Origin of the sequence: Bacillus sp. SIMBA_074 (genome assembly GCF_046534555.1) — a bacterium.
GTDB lineage: Bacteria > Bacillota > Bacilli > Bacillales > Bacillaceae_G > Bacillus_A > Bacillus_A mycoides.
On the sequence record NZ_JAWRYM010000015.1, the window covers coordinates 1 to 17,494 of the forward strand.

The window sequence follows — 17,494 nt, forward strand, 5'->3', positions numbered from 1 at the left end:
GCTACTGGTTCCACTGGACCTCAAGGTGCGCAAGGTAACACAGGTGCTACTGGACCTCAAGGCGTTCAAGGTAACACGGGTGCCACTGGACCTCAAGGTATCCAAGGTAATACAGGTGCCACTGGACCTCAAGGTATTCAAGGTAACACGGGTGCTACTGGTTCCACTGGACCTCAAGGTACGCAAGGTAACACGGGTGCTACCGGACCTCAAGGTCTTCAAGGTAACACAGGTGCTACTGGTATAGGAGTTACCGGACCTACTGGACCTTCTGGTGGGCCTCCTGGACCTACTGGACCTCAAGGTCTTCAAGGTAACACAGGTGCTACCGGACCTCAAGGTGCTCAAGGTAACACGGGTGCTACTGGACCTCAAGGTGTTCAAGGTAACACGGGTGCTACCGGACCTCAAGGTGCTCAAGGTAACACGGGTGCTACCGGACCTCAAGGCGCTCAAGGTAACACGGGCGCTATCGGACCTCAAGGTGCTCAAGGTAACACGGGTGCTACCGGACCTCAAGGCGCTCAAGGTAACACGGGCGCTACCGGACCTCAAGGTGCTCAAGGTAACACGGGTGCTACCGGACCTCAAGGTGCTCAAGGTAACACGGGTGCTACCGGACCTCAAGGTGTTCAAGGACCAACGGGTGCTACTGGTATAGGAGTTACCGGACCTACTGGGCCTAGCTTCCCAGTAGCAACAATCGTTGTAACAAACAACATCCAACAAACAGTACTCCAATTTAACAACTTTATTTTTAGTACTGCAATTAACGTAAACAATATTATCTTTAACGGCACAAATACAGTTACTGTTATTAACGCTGGTATTTATGTAATTAGCGTATCTATTTCTACAACTGCGCCAGGATGCGCTCCACTTGGAGTAGGAATTTCAATTAATGGAGCAGTTGCTACTGACAACTTCTCTTCAAATCTAATAGGCGACTCACTTTCATTTACTACAATCGAAACATTAGCTGCTGGAGCAAACATTTCTGTCCAATCTACTCTTAACGAGATTACGATCCCTGCAACAGGAAACACTAACATTCGTCTTACTGTATTTAGAATCGCTTAAATTTCACTATTTATTGTTTATGGCAAATAAAAAAAGAGCGAGAAACTCGCTCTTTTTTATTATGTACAATAATTCATTACTACTCTAATTCAATTGAAACATTTTTTTGTGGTACAAATGTAGAAATTGCATGTTTATAAATAAGCTGTTGCTTACCTTCTGTTTCCAGCAGGACTGTAAAGTTATCAAATCCTTTAATTAATCCACGAAGCTGGAAACCATTTAATAAGTACAGCGTAACGAACGTATTCTCTTTACGGAGTTGATTTAAAAACTGATCTTGAATATTGATTGATTGCTTCATGTCGAATCCTCCTCTTTTTCTCTACTTACTATTATTCGACTTTAGTTGTAGCTTTCCTTCTATGTATCGTAAAATTTCTGACGTTTTTTCACCATCAGTAACATCGAACCACGCGACATCCATCTTATTACGGAACCACGTTAATTGACGTTTTGCATAACGGCGTGAATTCGTCTTTAATTGTGATACCGCTTCTTCTAAAGATACACGATTCTCAAAATAATCATATATCTCTTTATAACCAATCGCTTGAATAGATTGACAATCTCGCACTCCTCTTTCATGTAAACCTTTTACTTCTTCTAATAAACCTTGTTCAATCATTAGGTTAACACGTAAGTTAATGCGATCGTATAGCATTTCTCGATCCATTGTCAAGCCAATTAATGAAACATCGTACAGTAACTCATTTTCTTGTTTTTCGAGCTGGTTACTCATTTTTTCACCCGTCGTGTGAAAAATTTCTAACGCCCGAATAACACGCCTTACATTATTGGCATGAATACGCTCCGCACTTTCTGGATCTACTTCTTGCAACTTTTTATGTACATATTCCACACCGTGTTCTAATGCTAACTTTTCCATCTGTTCTCGGTATGTAGCGTCCCCAGCCTCATCTGTAAACTGGTAATCGAATAGAACAGATTGTATATAGAGACCGGTTCCACCAACAATAATTGGTAATTTCCCGCGCTCTGTAATTTCTCGAATGCACTTACGGACACGTTCTTGAAATTCCGCCACAGAAAATGAATCTTCCGGATCTTTTATATCAATCATATAATGCGGAATTCCGTCCATCTCATCTATCGTCACCTTTGCAGTCCCGATATCCATCGTACGATAAATTTGCATGGAATCACCACTAATAATCTCACCATTCAACGCTTTTGCAAGATCGATACTTAATTTCGTCTTTCCGACAGCAGTTGGCCCAATGATGACCGCAACTTTTTCACGTTGCACTTCTCCCATATCATTCAACTCTCTTTATGTAATATACTCCATCTATTGATTATACCCAATCTTACCAATTTTAACGGCATGATTGCAAGTTCTTTGAATCCAGTACATGCAATTACACAAAAAAAAGAGCATAGCTTGTCCAATTCTGCATATACATGATAAAAAATAGCTCGGAGAGGGTGCAATGACTATGAAACAAGCGACTATCGATTTTCCATTATTAATAAAAGACCTTATTTTAGCTACTGCTACAAAAGAACAAAATTGTTCACAAGAAGAATTATACTTCGCACTAAATTGTTTACTACGTTCCTTTCATTCTACTCTTCAAGAAACAACGTTACATCCAGAAAATAAAAATACAGAGTATATGCAAACTCAATTTTGCACCGCGTATAAAATTATTACAGGTAAAACAATTTACCCTTTTCAATAATTCTTATATAAAAAAAGCGGCCGCTTAGACATTTTCAAGCAGCCGTTTTTTATTTTAATAAATTATTTTATAACTTTCACTTTAACGGATTTACGACCCCAACTATCAGCAGTGCTATCTGAACCAACTAAAACATCAATACGGTTTCCTTTAATCGCGCCACCAGTATCTCCAGCAATTGCTTCTCCATATCCTTCCACCCACACTTTTGATCCGAGAGGAATTACTTTCGGATCAACAGCAATGACTTTCATATTTGGATTCGCTGTTAAATCATGCCCCATCGCAGTTAACACACGACCACCATATGTGCCATTTTCACTCGGGTGAGCTGTGTAAGCTGTCGCTTCTACCGTTATTTCACGACCAGCAGGTTCACTTGTTTCAGTAGATTTTGCCACTGGCTTAGTTGCCGGCTTCGCTTGCGCTACTGGTTTACTTGATGCTCCACTTTTAACTGATTCTTTTCCATTAACTGCCGTATCATTTTTAGCCGGCGCTTTCTCCTTAACTGATGTATCATTTTTAACCGCCGTTTTCACCTTAGTTGGCGCTTCATCTTGAGCTGGAACTTCTTTTCTTTCAATAACAGGTGCTGTACCTGTTAAAAATGGTATGTGAACATACGCCGCTTTCCCGCCATATTCGAATTGTAACCATTCGTTTTGTACTTGATTTGTCGTTTCAATCAAGTCATCTTTTTTAAGCGTGCCAAGAATTTCTGAATCAGTATTCGCTCCAGCACGAATGTTTAATACGTTTGCTGTTACATAATAAGAACTTTTCGTAAACTCAGCACTTACAAAAGCTTCTTTACCATCTAATTTAATTTTGGACCATCCGTTTTCTGTATTTATAACATCTAATTTATTTCCACTTAACATTTTACCTACAAGTTTTGATTCTACAGTTGGGTTTTCTCTAACGTTTAATACATCTGTTGTTACAATCGTTTCCGCTTTAGCAGAACCTGCAAAAATCCCAAGACCAAAAACTGCTGCTGTTGCTATACCTAATAATTTTTTCATGAATAGCCTCCATTTGCTTTGTTTTCGTGTTCTCATTATAGCAACAGTTTTTTGTAGAATTTCGAAAATCACACAATTACAAAGCATTCGTAATAAACGATTAATGATTTGTAACATAAATTTCCATATTAAAGAATTGTATTTCTACCAAAATTAGCAATAGTTTTCATATATTTCTCACAAATTAGTATAAGAATTTTTTTCCAGAAAAAATTACAGTATTACTTTTTTGTTACAAAAAAATCACTTTTTATTACATCTTTTACCAAAATCCATCATAATCCAATTATTAAATCACTTTTTGTAACGAAAAAGGAACAACTCCTATTAGCTGTCCCTTTTTATCTTTTATTTAACTTTCTTCTTCCAAACACCTATCATAATAGCTGAAACAATCGTCCCAATTAATATAGAGAAAATGTATAGCAACGGTTTATTCACTAATGCGATAACAAACAATCCACCATGCGGTGCCGGCAATGTAATTTGGAATAACATAGATAAGGCACCTGCGATACTTGAACCAACAACACAACTTACTATTACTCGAACCGGATCGGCAGCTGCAAATGGAATCGCACCTTCTGTAATAAACGATGCTCCCATAATATAATTTGTTAAACCAGATTTACGTTCTGCTTCTGTAAATTTTGTTTTAAAGAATGTGGTTGCGAATGCAATCGCAAGTGGCGGTACCATACCACCAGCCATAACTGCTGAGTGCACTCCAAAATTCTGTGCTTCTATTGCAGCAATACCAAATGTAAATGCAGCTTTATTAATTGGACCGCCCATATCAATTGCCATCATACCGCCTAAAATAAGTCCTAATAATATAGCATTCGTGCCACTCAAACCATTTAACCATCCTGTTAACATTTCATTTAATGCTACTACAGGCGGATTTACTACTTTTTGCATAACAACTCCTGTAATCAACAATCCAAAGACTGGATATAACAAAACAGGTTTAATTCCTTCTAACTGTACTGGTAATCCTGAAAATAATCTTTTCAATCCTAAAACAACATATCCAGCTAAGAAACCAGCAATTAATCCACCTAAAAATCCCGCATTCGCTTGTGCTGCTAAAAACCCACCTACAACACCAGGCATAAAACCAGGACGATCAGCAATAGAACTTGCAATAAATCCAGCTAAAATAGGTACAAGGAATAAAAAGGCTCCTTTTTCTCCACCGCCAATATTCATTAATATTTCAGCAATAGGACCTTCCGCCTTAATTCCACCGAACATAAATGCTAATGCAATTAAAATTCCGCCACCAACAACGAACGGAAGCATATTACTTACACCGCTCATTAAATGCTTATAAATTCCTAGCCCTTTTTCTTTCTCTATATTTTCTGCCTTCCCATTCTCTTTGACACCTTTAAAGATTGGCGCATCTTGTTTTACAGCTCTATTAAGAAGGACTTCAGTTTTTCTAATACCATCAGCTACTGGCACTTGAATGACATACTTCCCAGCAAAACGATTCATTTCTACTTGTTTATCTGCCGCAACGATAATCGCTGTTGCGCGTTCAATATCCTCTTTCGTTAAACCGTTCTTTACACCTGTTGATCCATTCGTTTCAACTTTAATCGCAATCCCTAACTCTGCCGCTTTTGCTTTTAAACTATCCGCAGCCATATATGTGTGAGCGATACCAGTTGGACAAGCTGTAACAGCTAATACGTATGGTTCATTCCCTTCTGGCTTTACTACTTCAACTTCTTCTTCTTTTTCACTCTCTTTTTCATCAAATAAACGAAGAAGCTCCTCTTCATCCTTTGCTTCTAATAATTGTTTACGAAAACCTTCATCCATTAATAATGTAGATAGACGAGACAACGTTTCTAAATGAGTATTATTCGCCCCTTCACTTGCAGCAATCATAAAAAACAGATGTGCAGGCTGTCCATCAAGCGACTCATAGTTGATACCGCTTACACTTCTACCAAAACAAATCGATGGTTGTTTAACGGCATTCGTCTTCGCATGAGGTATAGCAATACCTTCACCAATTCCAGTTGTACTTTGTGACTCTCGCTTTAGAATAGCTTCTTTAAATTCAGCTTTACTATTTAAACGATTAGCACCATTTAATTTCTCAACTAATTCATCTATGACAGCTTCTTTATTTGAAGCTGTCAAATTCATAATGACTGTATCCCTTTTTAATAGTTCTGTAATTTTCATATGTTGCTTCCCCCTATCGCTTAGCTACAATTACTTGCGACAATAATTCTTCTACTTTTTCCTTTGTACATAAATCCGCCGAAAATGCTGTTGCACTTCCTGTTGCAACACCATATTGAAATGCTTTTTCAATATCTTTTGTCTGTTCATATTTACCTACAAATCCAGCAACGAGAGAATCTCCTGCCCCAACCGAATTAATAACAACACCTTTTGGAACAGTTGCTTCATATATACCTTCTGCCGTAAATAATAAAGCTCCATCTCCTGCCATTGATACGATGACGTACTCTACACCTTGTTCGATTAATTTTCTTCCATACGGTAAAATGTCTTCTACTGTTGAAAGCTCCACTCCGAATAACTCACCAAGTTCATGATGATTTGGCTTTATTAAAAATGGCTTATTTTTAGTTACATGTTGCAGCGCACTTCCACTTGCATCGACTACTACGCGAATACCTTTCTCAGCTCCGAGCGCTGCGATTGATTCATAAAAAGTAGTTGAGATAGACGCCGGTACACTTCCAGCTAGTACAACACAATCTCCCTGCCTCATACTTTCGATTTGTTTCATTAATTGTTCAAATTGTTCATTTGTCACATTAGGACCTTGCCCATTTAATTCTGTCTCTTCTTGCCCTTTTATTTTCACATTAATTCGGGAATCACCGTCTACTTGGACGAAGTTTGTTGTTACACCTTCCGCCTGTAATACATCTTTAATAAATCGACCGGTAAATCCACCAGTAAATCCAAGCGCTACATTTTCAACACCTAAACGATGAAGAACACGAGAAACGTTAATGCCTTTCCCTCCAGGAAATTTCATATCTTTCTCTGCTCGATTTACTGCGCCTAAATCGAAGGAATTAACTTGTACTACATAATCAATAGATGGGTTTAAAGTAACTGTATAGATCATTGTTTATCAGCCTCAATTACATTGGTTTGTCTTTTATATTTTTCTAAATCAATTTCTAAATGGTTTGTAATAATATTCGCTTCTTCAACATTGGCAATTTTCGCAAATGCAACTTCTGAGAACTTACTTTCATCAATTAAGAAATATCCTTCGTTCGCAAATGTTAATGCCATTTGTTTTAAAAGTGCCTCTTCTGGATCTGGAGTTGTAAAACCAAGCTGTTCATGTACACCATTTGCTCCTAAGAAACATTTATCAAAACGGTACTTTTGCATGCTTTCCTGTGCCATAGCACCAATTAAAGCTTTCGTCCTACTTTTCATCATCCCGCCTAGTAAATATGCACGAATATTATTTTCAACTAAAGCTTCAATATGCATAAGTCCATTCGTAACGACAGTAACATCTTTATTTATTAAAAATGGAATCATTTCAAATGTTGTACTTCCTGCATCTAAATAAACGCAATCCCCTTGTTCAACAATACTAGCCGCATACTTGGCAATTTGTTGTTTTATTTGAATGTTTTTGGATGATTTTTCAATCATCGTTGGCTCCTGTCCTTTTCCTGTTAAAACAGAGGCACCACCATGAACTCTTTTTAATAACCTTTGTTTTTCTAATTGTGCTAAATCACGACGAATTGTCGATTCAGAGCTTTCTGTTCTTTCAACTAATTGCTGCAATTTAACAACTTTTTGTTCTTTTACAAGTTGCAATATCATTTGATGACGTTCAGGAGTTAACATTTTCTTCACCTCTTCTTTGATTACAGTATAATGAAAACGATCACAAAAATCAACCATAAACATTCACAAATAACCAAAACCAGTCACAAACAGTTATAGACAACAAAAAAGAAACCCATTTGATTGTTATATCAAATGGGTTTCTTTTTTCGATTCACTTATAAAGAAGCTTTATATATACTTAAAACATCGTCTTTATTTAATTTTTTAAAGTTACCGAATTCACCATAAGCCATCGCTTTATCCGCCATTAAGTCAATTTCACTTTCTCTAATAGCGTAATCAGCTAATGTTACTGGAGCTTCAATTGAAGTCCAAAATTGACGTAACGCCTCAATTCCCTCTAATGCAACCTCTTTATCTGTCTTCCCATCTGTTTCTACATCGAATACACGAATAGCGAACTGTTTAAAGCGACTCACATTTTCATCTATAACATGCTTCATCCAATTTGGGAATAGAATCGCGAGTCCGCCCCCATGCGGTATGTCATGAACAGCAGAAACTGCATGCTCAATATTATGAGTTGCCCAATCTCCTTTTACTCCCATCGCTAAAATGCCGTTTAACGCCATAGTACCGCAATATAAAATTGTTTCCCTATGCTCATAATTTTCTAGATCACTTAAAAGCTTAGGAGCTGTTTCAATTACTGTTCTTAAAACAGATTCACAATAACGATCTTGTAATTCTGTATTCATGCCGTGATGGAAATATTGCTCTAATACGTGCGACATAATATCGACCATACCATAAATCGTTTGATCTCTCGGCACAGACGAAGTATGTAGTGGATCTAAAATTGAAAACTGAGGGAATGTAACTGGACTGCCCCAGCCGTACTTTTCATTCGTTTCCCAGTTTGTAATTACAGATCCTGCATTCATTTCAGAACCTGTTGCCGCAAGAGTGAGTACAGTACCGAACGGTAACGCCTCGCTAGCAAATGATTTTTTCGTTACAATATCCCATACATCTCCATCATATTTACTACCAGCAGCAATCGCCTTCGTACAGTCGATTACACTTCCTCCGCCAACCGCTAAAATAAATTCGACTCCATTGTCTTTACAAATTTGAATCCCTTTCTTTACTGTTGATAAACGAGGATTCGGTTCAACACCTGTCAACTCAAACACTTCCGCATTTATATCCTTTAAAATAGAAATTACATTATCATAAATACCGTTTCTTTTAATACTGCCCCCTCCATATACGAGAAGGACCTTTTTACCGAACTGTGGAATTTCAGTTTTTAACTGCTCTAATTGTCCTTTACCAAAAATAAGTTTTGTTGGATTACGAAATACAAAATTTTGCATATACCTTTACCATCCCTTCCATATGAAAAGCAACTATACTTTTGTATACCACACTTTTTTAATTTCACAAACAAATTTGCTTAACAAAAAAATCCCAGCCTTTAGGCTGAGATTTTTTATTGATAATAAGGTGAGATCATTAAGTAAACAATAACCCCAGATAAGCTTACATATAACCAAATCGGCATCGTCCAACGTACAATTTTACGGTGACGTGTTAATTGATTCGTAAAACCAAATACAAGTGCGAACAATGCAAGGGGTACAATAATCGCCGCAAGGATAATATGTGTAATTAAAATGATGAAATACACATATTTAATGAATCCTTCTCCACCGAAATGTGTTGCCGGTGCCAAGTAATGGTACGATAAATATGACACACAAAATAATAAAGTCGTTGTAAACGCTGCAAGAATAAAACCACGGTGCATCTTTACATTCTTTTTAATAATAGAGAATAAAGCTGCTAATAAAAATACAAACGTAAAACTATTAAAAATTGCGTTTAACATTGGTAAGATAGTTACATCAAAATGTACTTCCCCTTCATAGCCAACAGGTCCAAAGAACAAAAACAAAATAATCGCATTTACAATTACAGAAAGCGTTATCACAATAGGAGCATAGCTTTTCTGATTCGTTGATTGATCCACCAAATTGGTCACTCCTCTTCTTTCAAATATGTATAATTAACCTCACTATTTTAACATATTATTCACGGTGTAAATGTGACAATAGTTTGACACAGTAAGACAGGGCAAAGAAAAAATCCTTCTTAACAATACTTCTTAAGAAGGATTTTTTCGCTTTATTATTCAAATAGCAATGCGATTAGTTTTTGTTAAAAAACGTACTGCTATACGCTTGATATATTTCAGACACTTGATATCCCATTAATGAAATTGCTGTTAATGAAAAGAAACCAATCATAAGAAATCGAAACCACATATAAATCTCCTCCTTGTATTTAGCTTAAAAAGCAGTCGCTATATTACAAGTTGAGTGGCACTCTTCATCGTCACTTTCCTTTTTCTTTACAATTGCTGTTATAAATCGAATCATAAAGAAAATCACAAAAGGAAATTGTTCGTAATTTACCTTGGCATAGTTTGGCAACGGCTCGCGCTGCACATCGAACGGAGATGAGAAGGAATAGAACATACCTTGCTCTTCCATATATACAATTACAATTTTCATACAAAACATTATTCCTAGAAATGAAACAATATCTTGCCATTCTGTCGTATATAAAAAGTTATACAGCTCTAATACGTACTCTTCCATCGTCATCCCCCCTTCCTTTTTTACCATTTTGCTCGCCTTCATATAAAAAGTCAAGAAAAAAGTTTATATTCACTATGACAATAGTAATTACTTGTTTCTATGATTATATATGATTCTTTTATAGCAATGATTGGGTGTAACTCTCTTCTAAAACAAGAAATTAGAATCGAACAGATTCCTCATTCTTACTTTTAGGATTCAACAATGTACTATTTTTATTTCTATTAAAAATAAAATAAGAAATTATTATAAGAACAGTAACAAGCATTGTTAAAAGCGCTTGTGAACGTAAAGATTCAATTGCGAGCATGGCAACTAAAACTGCTATAATCGCAGCAATTGTAACATATGTTACATATGGAAAAAGCCACATTTTCACTTTCAAATTTTGTTGTTCCGCTTTCCCCATTTTTTTACGTATCTTGAAATGTGAAACTGCTATAACGAGATAAACGAGTAATGCAATCCCGCCAGATGCATTCACTAAAAATAAAAATACTTTATCTGGAGATATGTAACTAAAAACAACTCCAATGTAAGCAAAGAAAGTTCCAAATAAAACCGCCCGAACTGGAACACCACTACTATTCAATTTCAAAAATGCCTTTGGCGCATCTCCTCTTTCTGCCATTGAAAAAAGCATTCTTGAGTTCGTATATAAACCCGAATTTAAACAAGAAAGTACAGCTGTTAAAACGATAAAATTCATAATTTGCGCTGCCGCTGGTATCCCTATATGTTCCAGTACCGCCACAAATGGGCTTTTTAGTATGTTCGCCGAATTCCACGGAAGGAGTGTAACAACTACAGCGATCGATCCAATGAAAAATACGAGAATACGCCAAATTACACTATTTGTTGCTGTTTTGACTGCCTTTACAGGTTCGGCAGACTCTCCAGCGGCCACTGCAACAATCTCAGATCCCATAAATGAAAATATAACGACGGTGATTCCAAGTAACACCGAACTGATACCATTTGGCATAAATCCTCCTTGACCTACCAAATTCGAAGTGCCAGGTGCTTCCGTTCCTGGTACAAATCCTAAAATAACAGCTAGTCCAAGACAAAGGAACAAAACAATACTTATTACTTTAATAAATGAAAACCAATATTCAAATTCTCCAAATGATTTCACCGAGAAAACATTCGTCAACGTTAATAAAATCGTTAATATTAAGCTTAATAACCAGAGTGGGATTTCTGGAATCCAGTATTGAATAATACCAGCACCTGCTGTAGCTTCTATTGCAATAACAATTACCCAGAAAAACCAATATAGCCACCCAATTGTATAACCTGCCCATGGACCAATTGCCTCTCTTGCATATGTTGCAAATGAACCACTTGTCGGATTAATAGCTGCCATTTCTCCTAGCATTCTCATAACGAAAATAACTAGAAGTCCTGCTAATGCATATGAAACGATAGAACCTGGACCTGCTGAATGCACAACCGCACCACTTCCAACAAACAAACCAGCTCCTATTACGCCACCAATGGAAATCATTGTAATGTGGCGTATTTTGAGGTCTTTCTTAAGATTTTTATCCAACTCTTGTACATCCCCTTCCAAACTTAATTTTGAAATTTATGTAAGAGTATTATGTGAAAAATCTTATCCTATACTTTAAAATATATCAAAATATTCTGAATTTAACAATCGTAATTCTACCTCCTTCAAAAATTATTTCATTAGGTTTAATAATTTCCCATACACAATTGTTGAGAAAATTATAGTCACCTTACAAAAGAATGAATTTTCAGATATCATTAAATAAACAAGATTATACATCTAGACAACTTTTGTATAGGAGTGTTGATATGTTAAACAAGTTTAAATTCATTTGTTGTACTTTAGTAATTTTCTTACTGCTATCGCTAGCTCCCTTTCAAGCACAAGCAGCAAACAATTTAGGGTCAAAATTACTCGTTGGATATTGGCATAACTTTGATAACGGTACTGGCATTATTAAATTAAAAGATGTTTCACCAAAATGGGATGTAATAAATGTATCTTTCGGTGAAACTGGTGGTGATCGTTCCACTGTTGAATTTTCCCCTGTGTATGGTACAGATGCAGAATTCAAATCTGATATTTCCTATTTAAAAAGTAAAGGAAAAAAAGTAGTTCTTTCAATAGGTGGACAAAATGGGGTCGTTTTACTTCCTGACAATGCTGCTAAACAACGTTTTATTAATTCCATACAATCTCTAATCGATAAATACGGTTTTGATGGAATAGATATTGACCTTGAATCAGGTATTTACTTAAACGGTAATGACACTAATTTTAAAAACCCAACAACTCCTCAAATCGTGAATCTTATCTCAGCAATTCGAACGATTTCAGACCATTACGGTCCAGATTTCCTATTAAGCATGGCTCCTGAAACAGCTTATGTTCAAGGCGGCTATAGCGCATATGGAAGCATCTGGGGTGCATATTTACCGATTATTTACGGAGTGAAAGACAAACTAACATACATTCACGTTCAACACTACAACGCTGGTAGCGGGATTGGAATGGACGGTAATAACTACAATCAAGGTACTGCAGACTACGAAGTCGCTATGGCAGATATGCTCTTACATGGTTTTCCTGTAGGTGGTAATGCAAATAACATTTTCCCGCCTCTTCGTTCGGATCAAGTCATGATTGGACTTCCTGCAGCACCAGCGGCCGCTCCAAGTGGCGGATATATTTCTCCAACTGAAATGAAAAAAGCTTTAGATTATATCATTAAAGGAATTCCTTTCGGAGGAAAGTATAAACTTTCAAATCAGAGTGGCTATCCTGCATTCCGTGGCCTAATGTCTTGGTCTATTAATTGGGATGCAAAAAACAACTTTGAATTCTCTAATAACTATAGAACATATTTTGATAGTCTTTCCTTGCAAAAATAATAAAAAACAACAATAGGTTTTATATGACCTATTGTTGTTTTTTATTTATGTAAATTACTTTTTCACTTCTACATGATGAAGAAATTCTTTTCCATCTCTTGAATAACTATTCACAAGACTTAAAAGCAACTTCCCACAAACCAACATCGCACGTTCATCAAAATCGAATTGAGGATGATGGTGTGGATATGTTGCCCCTATTTCTTCATTACCGGCACCTGTGAAGAAAAATGCTCCTGGAACATGTTCTAAGTAATATGCAAAATCTTCTCCGCCCATAATAGGTGGTACTTCCATGACCCTTTCTTTGCCAAAATCGTGTTCCGCAACCGTCATAAAATGACGTGTTTCAGCTACATGATTTATTAATATTGGATAGCCTCGTTTATATTGAATATTAACTTCAGCATGAAGGGACTGACAAATCCCCTCAACAACTCGTCTAAATTCCTTCTCCATATATTCTCTCACTTCAGGATCTAACGTTCGAATGGTTCCTGTAAACGTAGCAGTATCCGCAATAATATTATCGGCTTGCCCGGCATGGAATGTACCAACTGTTAAAACTGCTGATTGAAGTGGATCGACTTTTCTACTCACTAAAAGTTGCAACTGATTAATAACTTGTGTTGCAACGATAATAGCATCTACAGTATGATGTGGCATACCGCCGTGACCACCTCGCCCTTGAATCTTCACTTCAAAAGTATCAGCTGCCGCCATCATTGCTCCAGCTTTCGTTCCAACAATTCCTAAAGGCATCTGAGAAGATAAATGTGTACCAAAAACAACATCTACTCCTTCTAAACAACCATCCTCAATCATGGCAATTGCTCCGCCAGGCTCTTTCTCTTCTGCATGTTGATGAATAAGGACTATTTTTCCTGAAAGTTGGTCTCTGTTATCACTTAATATTTTTGCAACTCCTAAAAGTGTTGCTGTATGTCCATCATGGCCACAAGCGTGCATTACACCAGGAACCTTTGATTTATATGAAACTTTCTTTTCATCTTGAATAGGTAGTGCATCAAAATCAGCACGTAGCGCCATCGTCTTCCCAGGTATTCCACCTTCAATTACGCCGATTACCCCTCTTCCCCCGACATCTGTTTTCACATCAATATGAAAACTTTTTAAAATTTCAGCTATTTTTTTCGGTGTTTCTATTTCTTGAAACGATAGCTCTGGGTATTGATGAAAATCTCTTCGCCACGAAACCATTTGATTATATAAACTTTCCAATTCTTTATGCCATGTTTCTATCATAGAAATTCCCCTTTCTTTTTAACAGTTTAAATAAAAAATACATAATATTCTGTATTTAATCAATAAAAAAAGAGAACTTTCTTTAAAAGTACTCTTAATTCTTCAAAATATTAAACGTTCTACTTCAGTCACTACTTTGCTTCAATACAAATAGTGAAAGTTCCGGTACACTCAAAAATCTAACAGGCATTCGGGTTGTCCCAATACCACGATTTACGTATAAATGTAACAGCTTACTCTTCCCTTCTAATTCATACATACCTTCAACATGACTCTCAGCTAGTTTTGTAGTAATTAAAGGACCTACAAAAGGAATTTGAACTTGTCCTCCGTGACTATGTCCTGACATTTGAAAATCGACTGGATAACGAGATACTTTATCTACAACATCCGGCTCATGTATTAATAGCATATTGAAATCTTGTTGTCTTAAGTTTTTTAAAGTCGAGTCTATTTGTGGCTTCCCTAATAAAAAATCATCCAAACCTGATATTGTAATATACTTGCCGTTTTCCCCTTTAATTTTCTGCACTTCATTTACTAACACAGAAAAACCAGCTTCCTCCATATACTTTTTGTAAAATAAACTACCGCCCCCACCTCTATCATGATTCCCAAACACAGCATATTTTCCTAGGGGAGCTTTAATTTTCTGCAAAATAACCTTTGCTTCTTCTCTTTCCGCACTATAGGATCCAAACTTATCTATTAAATCTCCTGTAAAAACTACTATATCTGGATGTAATTCATTCATCTTCTCCACCAAATTTTCTAGTTGTTTCAATGTAAAATCTGGTCCTAAATGTAAATCTGAGAACTGCAATATTTTTTTATTATTAAACTCTTTAGGAATTGTAGGAGCTTCTATTTCATTCCACGTAACTGTTACTAGTCTTCTTTCTATTTCAGTCGCATAGAAATACAAACTTACTGGTATCATTAATATACTTATGAAACTAATAATAAATATCTTTACGATTGATTTTTTTCGTTCTTTTTTTACATGATGCGTATTCATGTTTTCACCTCTAAAATCACTTTAAATCCTTATTGTTACATTAATGTGACAACATGAACAATGTTCGTTATATCCAATTTCAGCCCCACTCACTTTGACAAATTTATACAGAAATCATATCATATTTTTATCATACATAGATTCTTTAAAATGTTTCTTCTATTCATTCCATCATTCTATTAAGGAGAGGTTATTCATGTCTGTATTTACACCAGAAGAAATTACGGAACTTGCTGCTAATTCTGGAAGAAAAAAAGCTCATTTATCATTGCTCCCTATGCTAATTCTCGGTTTTTTTGGTGGTGCTTTCATAGCATTAGGATATTTACTTGATATCCATGTTATCAGAACAATGCCAAAATCTTGAGGATCATTTACTAGCTTTTTAGGTGCTGCCGTATTCCCTATCGGTCTTATACTCGTTATCCTTGCAGGCGGTGAATTAGTAACTGGCAACATGATGACCGTTTCAATGGCATGGCTTCACAAAAAAATCGACTTATTTCACTTCATACGAAATTTAGTTATTGTTACGTTTAGCAACTTCATAGGTGCTATATTCGTCGCTTATTTTTTTGGTCATATCGTCGGCTTAACGGAGGGAGCTTTTTTAGCAAAAACAGTTACTATTGCACAAGCTAAACTACAAGATACACCACTGCAAGCCTTCATTTCTGCAATCGGGTGTAATTGGCTCGTTTGTTTAGCTGTTTGGCTCAGTATGGGAAGTAAAGAATTTATCGGAAAGATTGTCGGTATTTGGTTCCCTGTTATGACTTTTGTTGCGATTGGATTTCAACACGTTGTAGCCAATATGTTTGTCATCCCAGCTGCAATTTTTTCTGGTCATTTAACTTGGGTTGAATATTTTCCAAACTTCATTTTTGTTTTCTTCGGAAACTTAGTAGGGGGTATGTTATTTGTAGCATTACCTTATTTCATATCTTATAATAAGAAACTACCTTCCAATAAAGAGCAAACTGCATTAAAGAAAAAATCTGTATCCGCTTAAATTGAATGTCTATAAATTGGTCCTAAAAAATATTACAAATTTCATTTTTTTTGCGAATATATGTACGTACACTTGTTCTCGAATGTTTTATACGTTATAATAACAACTTAAATAGCATTATTTACATATGAGGTGAAAAACATGAATAAGACAGAATTAATTAAAAACGTAGCACAAAACGCTGAGATTTCTCAAAAAGAAGCTACTGTAGTTTTACAAACTGTAGTAGAATCAATCACTAACTCTTTAGCTGCTGGCGAAAAAGTACAACTTATCGGATTCGGTACATTCGAAGTTCGTGAAAGAGCTGCTCGTACAGGCCGTAACCCACAAACGGGTGAAGAAATGCAAATCGCAGCTTCTAAAGTACCTGCTTTTAAAGCTGGTAAAGAACTAAAAGAAGCTGTAAAATAATGAAAAATAGCCTTCTCATTTATGAGAAGGCTATTTTTTTCATGACATAATTAATAAAAATCTGACCATTACGCTGCTTATTTTGTTCCTTTATGCAAATAAAACCTTTGCTTTCAAAGAAAGGTTTTGCTGTAATACTCGCCTCTGTATATATATCCCTATGCTGCAAGTTCACTGCTTCTTTTTCTAACTTCTGTAGTATGTATGATGCTATCCTTTTTCCTTGATAATCTTTATGCGTAAATAAGCGATCTACGTAATGATCATCATTATAATCCCCAAATCCCACTATCACACCTTTATAATCAGCAACGTAACAAATATTCTTTTCTAAAGACTGTAGCCATCTCTCTCTATCTAGTCGCTCTGGGGCCCACGCCTGTAGCTGTAACTCGTTATAATCTTTTGCATTCACCGTATGAACCGTTTCATAGAACAATTGTAATACTTGCTCTAAATCCTCCTTCTGGAATGTTCTAATTTTAATATCTTTAAACATATGTAAAACTCCTTATCAAACTAACTCTTTTATTTCGGTTATCCGGATAATTATTTCGTGTTTATTTTCGAAGCAG

At 36.2% G+C, this 17,494-nt stretch carries 17 protein-coding genes and 1 pseudogene; 5 read left to right on the plus strand and 13 right to left on the minus strand.

What is annotated here, in order from left to right; all coding sequences use genetic code 11:
* On the plus strand, positions 1 to 1,080 hold a 1,080-nt coding region (locus SB773_RS17050; protein ID WP_410591055.1), incomplete at its 5' end, for a Gly-Xaa-Xaa repeat protein.
* 79 nt (positions 1,081 to 1,159) lie between these two features.
* Here SB773_RS17050 and hfq read toward each other — a convergent pair.
* Together hfq and miaA are read right to left on the minus strand one after the other, a co-directional pair.
* Complete coding sequence (gene hfq / locus SB773_RS17055) at positions 1,160 to 1,384, minus strand: RNA chaperone Hfq (protein ID WP_000813896.1); 225 nt, start codon at positions 1,382 to 1,384, stop codon at positions 1,160 to 1,162.
* Positions 1,385 to 1,405: 21 nt separating this feature from the next.
* A complete protein-coding gene (gene miaA / locus SB773_RS17060; RefSeq protein WP_002014696.1) occupies positions 1,406 to 2,359 on the minus strand; it encodes a tRNA (adenosine(37)-N6)-dimethylallyltransferase MiaA in 954 nt (317 codons plus the stop codon).
* 181 nt (positions 2,360 to 2,540) lie between these two features.
* Here miaA and SB773_RS17065 point away from each other — a divergent pair, with 181 nt between their 5' ends.
* Positions 2,541 to 2,786 (plus strand): hypothetical protein, encoded by a 246-nt coding sequence (locus tag SB773_RS17065; protein ID WP_002014695.1) that lies wholly within the window; start codon positions 2,541 to 2,543, stop codon positions 2,784 to 2,786.
* Positions 2,787 to 2,848: 62 nt separating this feature from the next.
* Here SB773_RS17065 and SB773_RS17070 read toward each other — a convergent pair whose 3' ends face one another.
* From SB773_RS17070 to gabP, 8 genes are all read right to left on the minus strand, one after another.
* Positions 2,849 to 3,814 (minus strand): 3D domain-containing protein, encoded by a 966-nt coding sequence (locus SB773_RS17070; RefSeq protein ID WP_002014694.1) that lies wholly within the window; start codon positions 3,812 to 3,814, stop codon positions 2,849 to 2,851.
* A 348-nt stretch (positions 3,815 to 4,162) separates the two neighbouring features.
* Positions 4,163 to 6,019 (minus strand): fructose-specific PTS transporter subunit EIIC, encoded by a 1,857-nt coding sequence (locus SB773_RS17075; RefSeq protein WP_107886475.1) that lies wholly within the window; start codon positions 6,017 to 6,019, stop codon positions 4,163 to 4,165.
* Between the two features lie 13 nt (positions 6,020 to 6,032).
* Positions 6,033 to 6,944 (minus strand): 1-phosphofructokinase, encoded by a 912-nt coding sequence (pfkB, locus tag SB773_RS17080; RefSeq protein ID WP_131246457.1) that lies wholly within the window; start codon positions 6,942 to 6,944, stop codon positions 6,033 to 6,035.
* Positions 6,941 to 7,693: a DeoR/GlpR family DNA-binding transcription regulator gene (locus SB773_RS17085; protein WP_002128628.1), complete on the minus strand. Its 753-nt coding sequence runs from the start codon at positions 7,691 to 7,693 to the stop codon at positions 6,941 to 6,943. Before SB773_RS17085 ends, pfkB begins: the two co-directional genes overlap by 4 nt.
* Positions 7,694 to 7,851: 158 nt before the next feature.
* On the minus strand, positions 7,852 to 9,015 hold the full coding sequence (locus SB773_RS17090) for an iron-containing alcohol dehydrogenase (protein WP_002142793.1): 1,164 nt from the start codon (positions 9,013 to 9,015) through the stop codon (positions 7,852 to 7,854).
* A gap of 116 nt (positions 9,016 to 9,131) precedes the next feature.
* Positions 9,132 to 9,674 (minus strand): DUF420 domain-containing protein, encoded by a 543-nt coding sequence (locus SB773_RS17095; RefSeq protein WP_000228315.1) that lies wholly within the window; start codon positions 9,672 to 9,674, stop codon positions 9,132 to 9,134.
* A gap of 316 nt (positions 9,675 to 9,990) precedes the next feature.
* Positions 9,991 to 10,329, minus strand: coding sequence for a hypothetical protein (locus tag SB773_RS17100; protein WP_078175321.1), 339 nt, complete (start codon positions 10,327 to 10,329; stop codon positions 9,991 to 9,993).
* A gap of 133 nt (positions 10,330 to 10,462) precedes the next feature.
* Positions 10,463 to 11,857 carry a GABA permease gene (gabP, locus tag SB773_RS17105; RefSeq protein ID WP_000360102.1) on the minus strand — a complete coding sequence of 465 codons (1,395 nt, stop codon included), beginning with the start codon at positions 11,855 to 11,857 and terminating at the stop codon, positions 10,463 to 10,465.
* Between the two features lie 269 nt (positions 11,858 to 12,126).
* Here gabP and SB773_RS17110 point away from each other — a divergent pair, with 269 nt between their 5' ends.
* A complete protein-coding gene (locus SB773_RS17110; protein ID WP_410591061.1) occupies positions 12,127 to 13,209 on the plus strand; it encodes a chitinase in 1,083 nt (360 codons plus the stop codon).
* A 54-nt stretch (positions 13,210 to 13,263) separates the two neighbouring features.
* Here the strand turns inward: SB773_RS17110 and SB773_RS17115 are convergent, their stop codons facing one another.
* Positions 13,264 to 14,475, minus strand: coding sequence for a M20 metallopeptidase family protein (locus SB773_RS17115; RefSeq protein ID WP_131246455.1), 1,212 nt, complete (start codon positions 14,473 to 14,475; stop codon positions 13,264 to 13,266).
* Positions 14,476 to 14,599: 124 nt separating this feature from the next.
* Positions 14,600 to 15,493 (minus strand): metallophosphoesterase, encoded by an 894-nt coding sequence (locus SB773_RS17120; RefSeq protein ID WP_002087972.1) that lies wholly within the window; start codon positions 15,491 to 15,493, stop codon positions 14,600 to 14,602.
* A 196-nt stretch (positions 15,494 to 15,689) separates the two neighbouring features.
* Between SB773_RS17120 and SB773_RS17125 the strand changes: the two are divergent.
* Positions 15,690 to 16,505: pseudogene (locus tag SB773_RS17125) on the plus strand (formate/nitrite transporter family protein).
* Positions 16,506 to 16,646: 141 nt separating this feature from the next.
* Positions 16,647 to 16,919: an HU family DNA-binding protein gene (locus SB773_RS17130; RefSeq protein WP_002033657.1), complete on the plus strand. Its 273-nt coding sequence runs from the start codon at positions 16,647 to 16,649 to the stop codon at positions 16,917 to 16,919.
* A gap of 19 nt (positions 16,920 to 16,938) precedes the next feature.
* Here the strand turns inward: SB773_RS17130 and SB773_RS17135 are convergent, their stop codons facing one another.
* A complete protein-coding gene (locus tag SB773_RS17135; RefSeq protein ID WP_044439832.1) occupies positions 16,939 to 17,418 on the minus strand; it encodes a GNAT family N-acetyltransferase in 480 nt (159 codons plus the stop codon).
* Positions 17,419 to 17,494 lie beyond the last annotated feature (76 nt).

Bases quoted from the DNA above. Each gene is read 5' to 3' on its own strand.
- hfq (WP_000813896.1), bottom strand. From the start codon at position 1,384: ATGAAGCAATCAATCAATATTCAAGATCAGTTTTTAAATCAACTCCGT.
- miaA (WP_002014696.1), bottom strand. From the start codon at position 2,359: ATGGGAGAAGTGCAACGTGAAAAAGTTGCGGTCATCATTGGGCCAACT.
- SB773_RS17065 (WP_002014695.1), top strand. From the start codon at position 2,541: ATGAAACAAGCGACTATCGATTTTCCATTATTAATAAAAGACCTTATT.
- SB773_RS17070 (WP_002014694.1), bottom strand. From the start codon at position 3,814: ATGAAAAAATTATTAGGTATAGCAACAGCAGCAGTTTTTGGTCTTGGG.
- SB773_RS17075 (WP_107886475.1), bottom strand. From the start codon at position 6,019: ATGAAAATTACAGAACTATTAAAAAGGGATACAGTCATTATGAATTTG.
- pfkB (WP_131246457.1), bottom strand. From the start codon at position 6,944: ATGATCTATACAGTTACTTTAAACCCATCTATTGATTATGTAGTACAA.
- SB773_RS17085 (WP_002128628.1), bottom strand. From the start codon at position 7,693: ATGTTAACTCCTGAACGTCATCAAATGATATTGCAACTTGTAAAAGAA.
- SB773_RS17090 (WP_002142793.1), bottom strand. From the start codon at position 9,015: ATGCAAAATTTTGTATTTCGTAATCCAACAAAACTTATTTTTGGTAAA.
- SB773_RS17100 (WP_078175321.1), bottom strand. From the start codon at position 10,329: ATGGTAAAAAAGGAAGGGGGGATGACGATGGAAGAGTACGTATTAGAG.
- SB773_RS17110 (WP_410591061.1), top strand. From the start codon at position 12,127: ATGTTAAACAAGTTTAAATTCATTTGTTGTACTTTAGTAATTTTCTTA.
- SB773_RS17115 (WP_131246455.1), bottom strand. From the start codon at position 14,475: ATGATAGAAACATGGCATAAAGAATTGGAAAGTTTATATAATCAAATG.
- SB773_RS17120 (WP_002087972.1), bottom strand. From the start codon at position 15,493: ATGAATACGCATCATGTAAAAAAAGAACGAAAAAAATCAATCGTAAAG.
- SB773_RS17130 (WP_002033657.1), top strand. From the start codon at position 16,647: ATGAATAAGACAGAATTAATTAAAAACGTAGCACAAAACGCTGAGATT.
- SB773_RS17135 (WP_044439832.1), bottom strand. From the start codon at position 17,418: ATGTTTAAAGATATTAAAATTAGAACATTCCAGAAGGAGGATTTAGAG.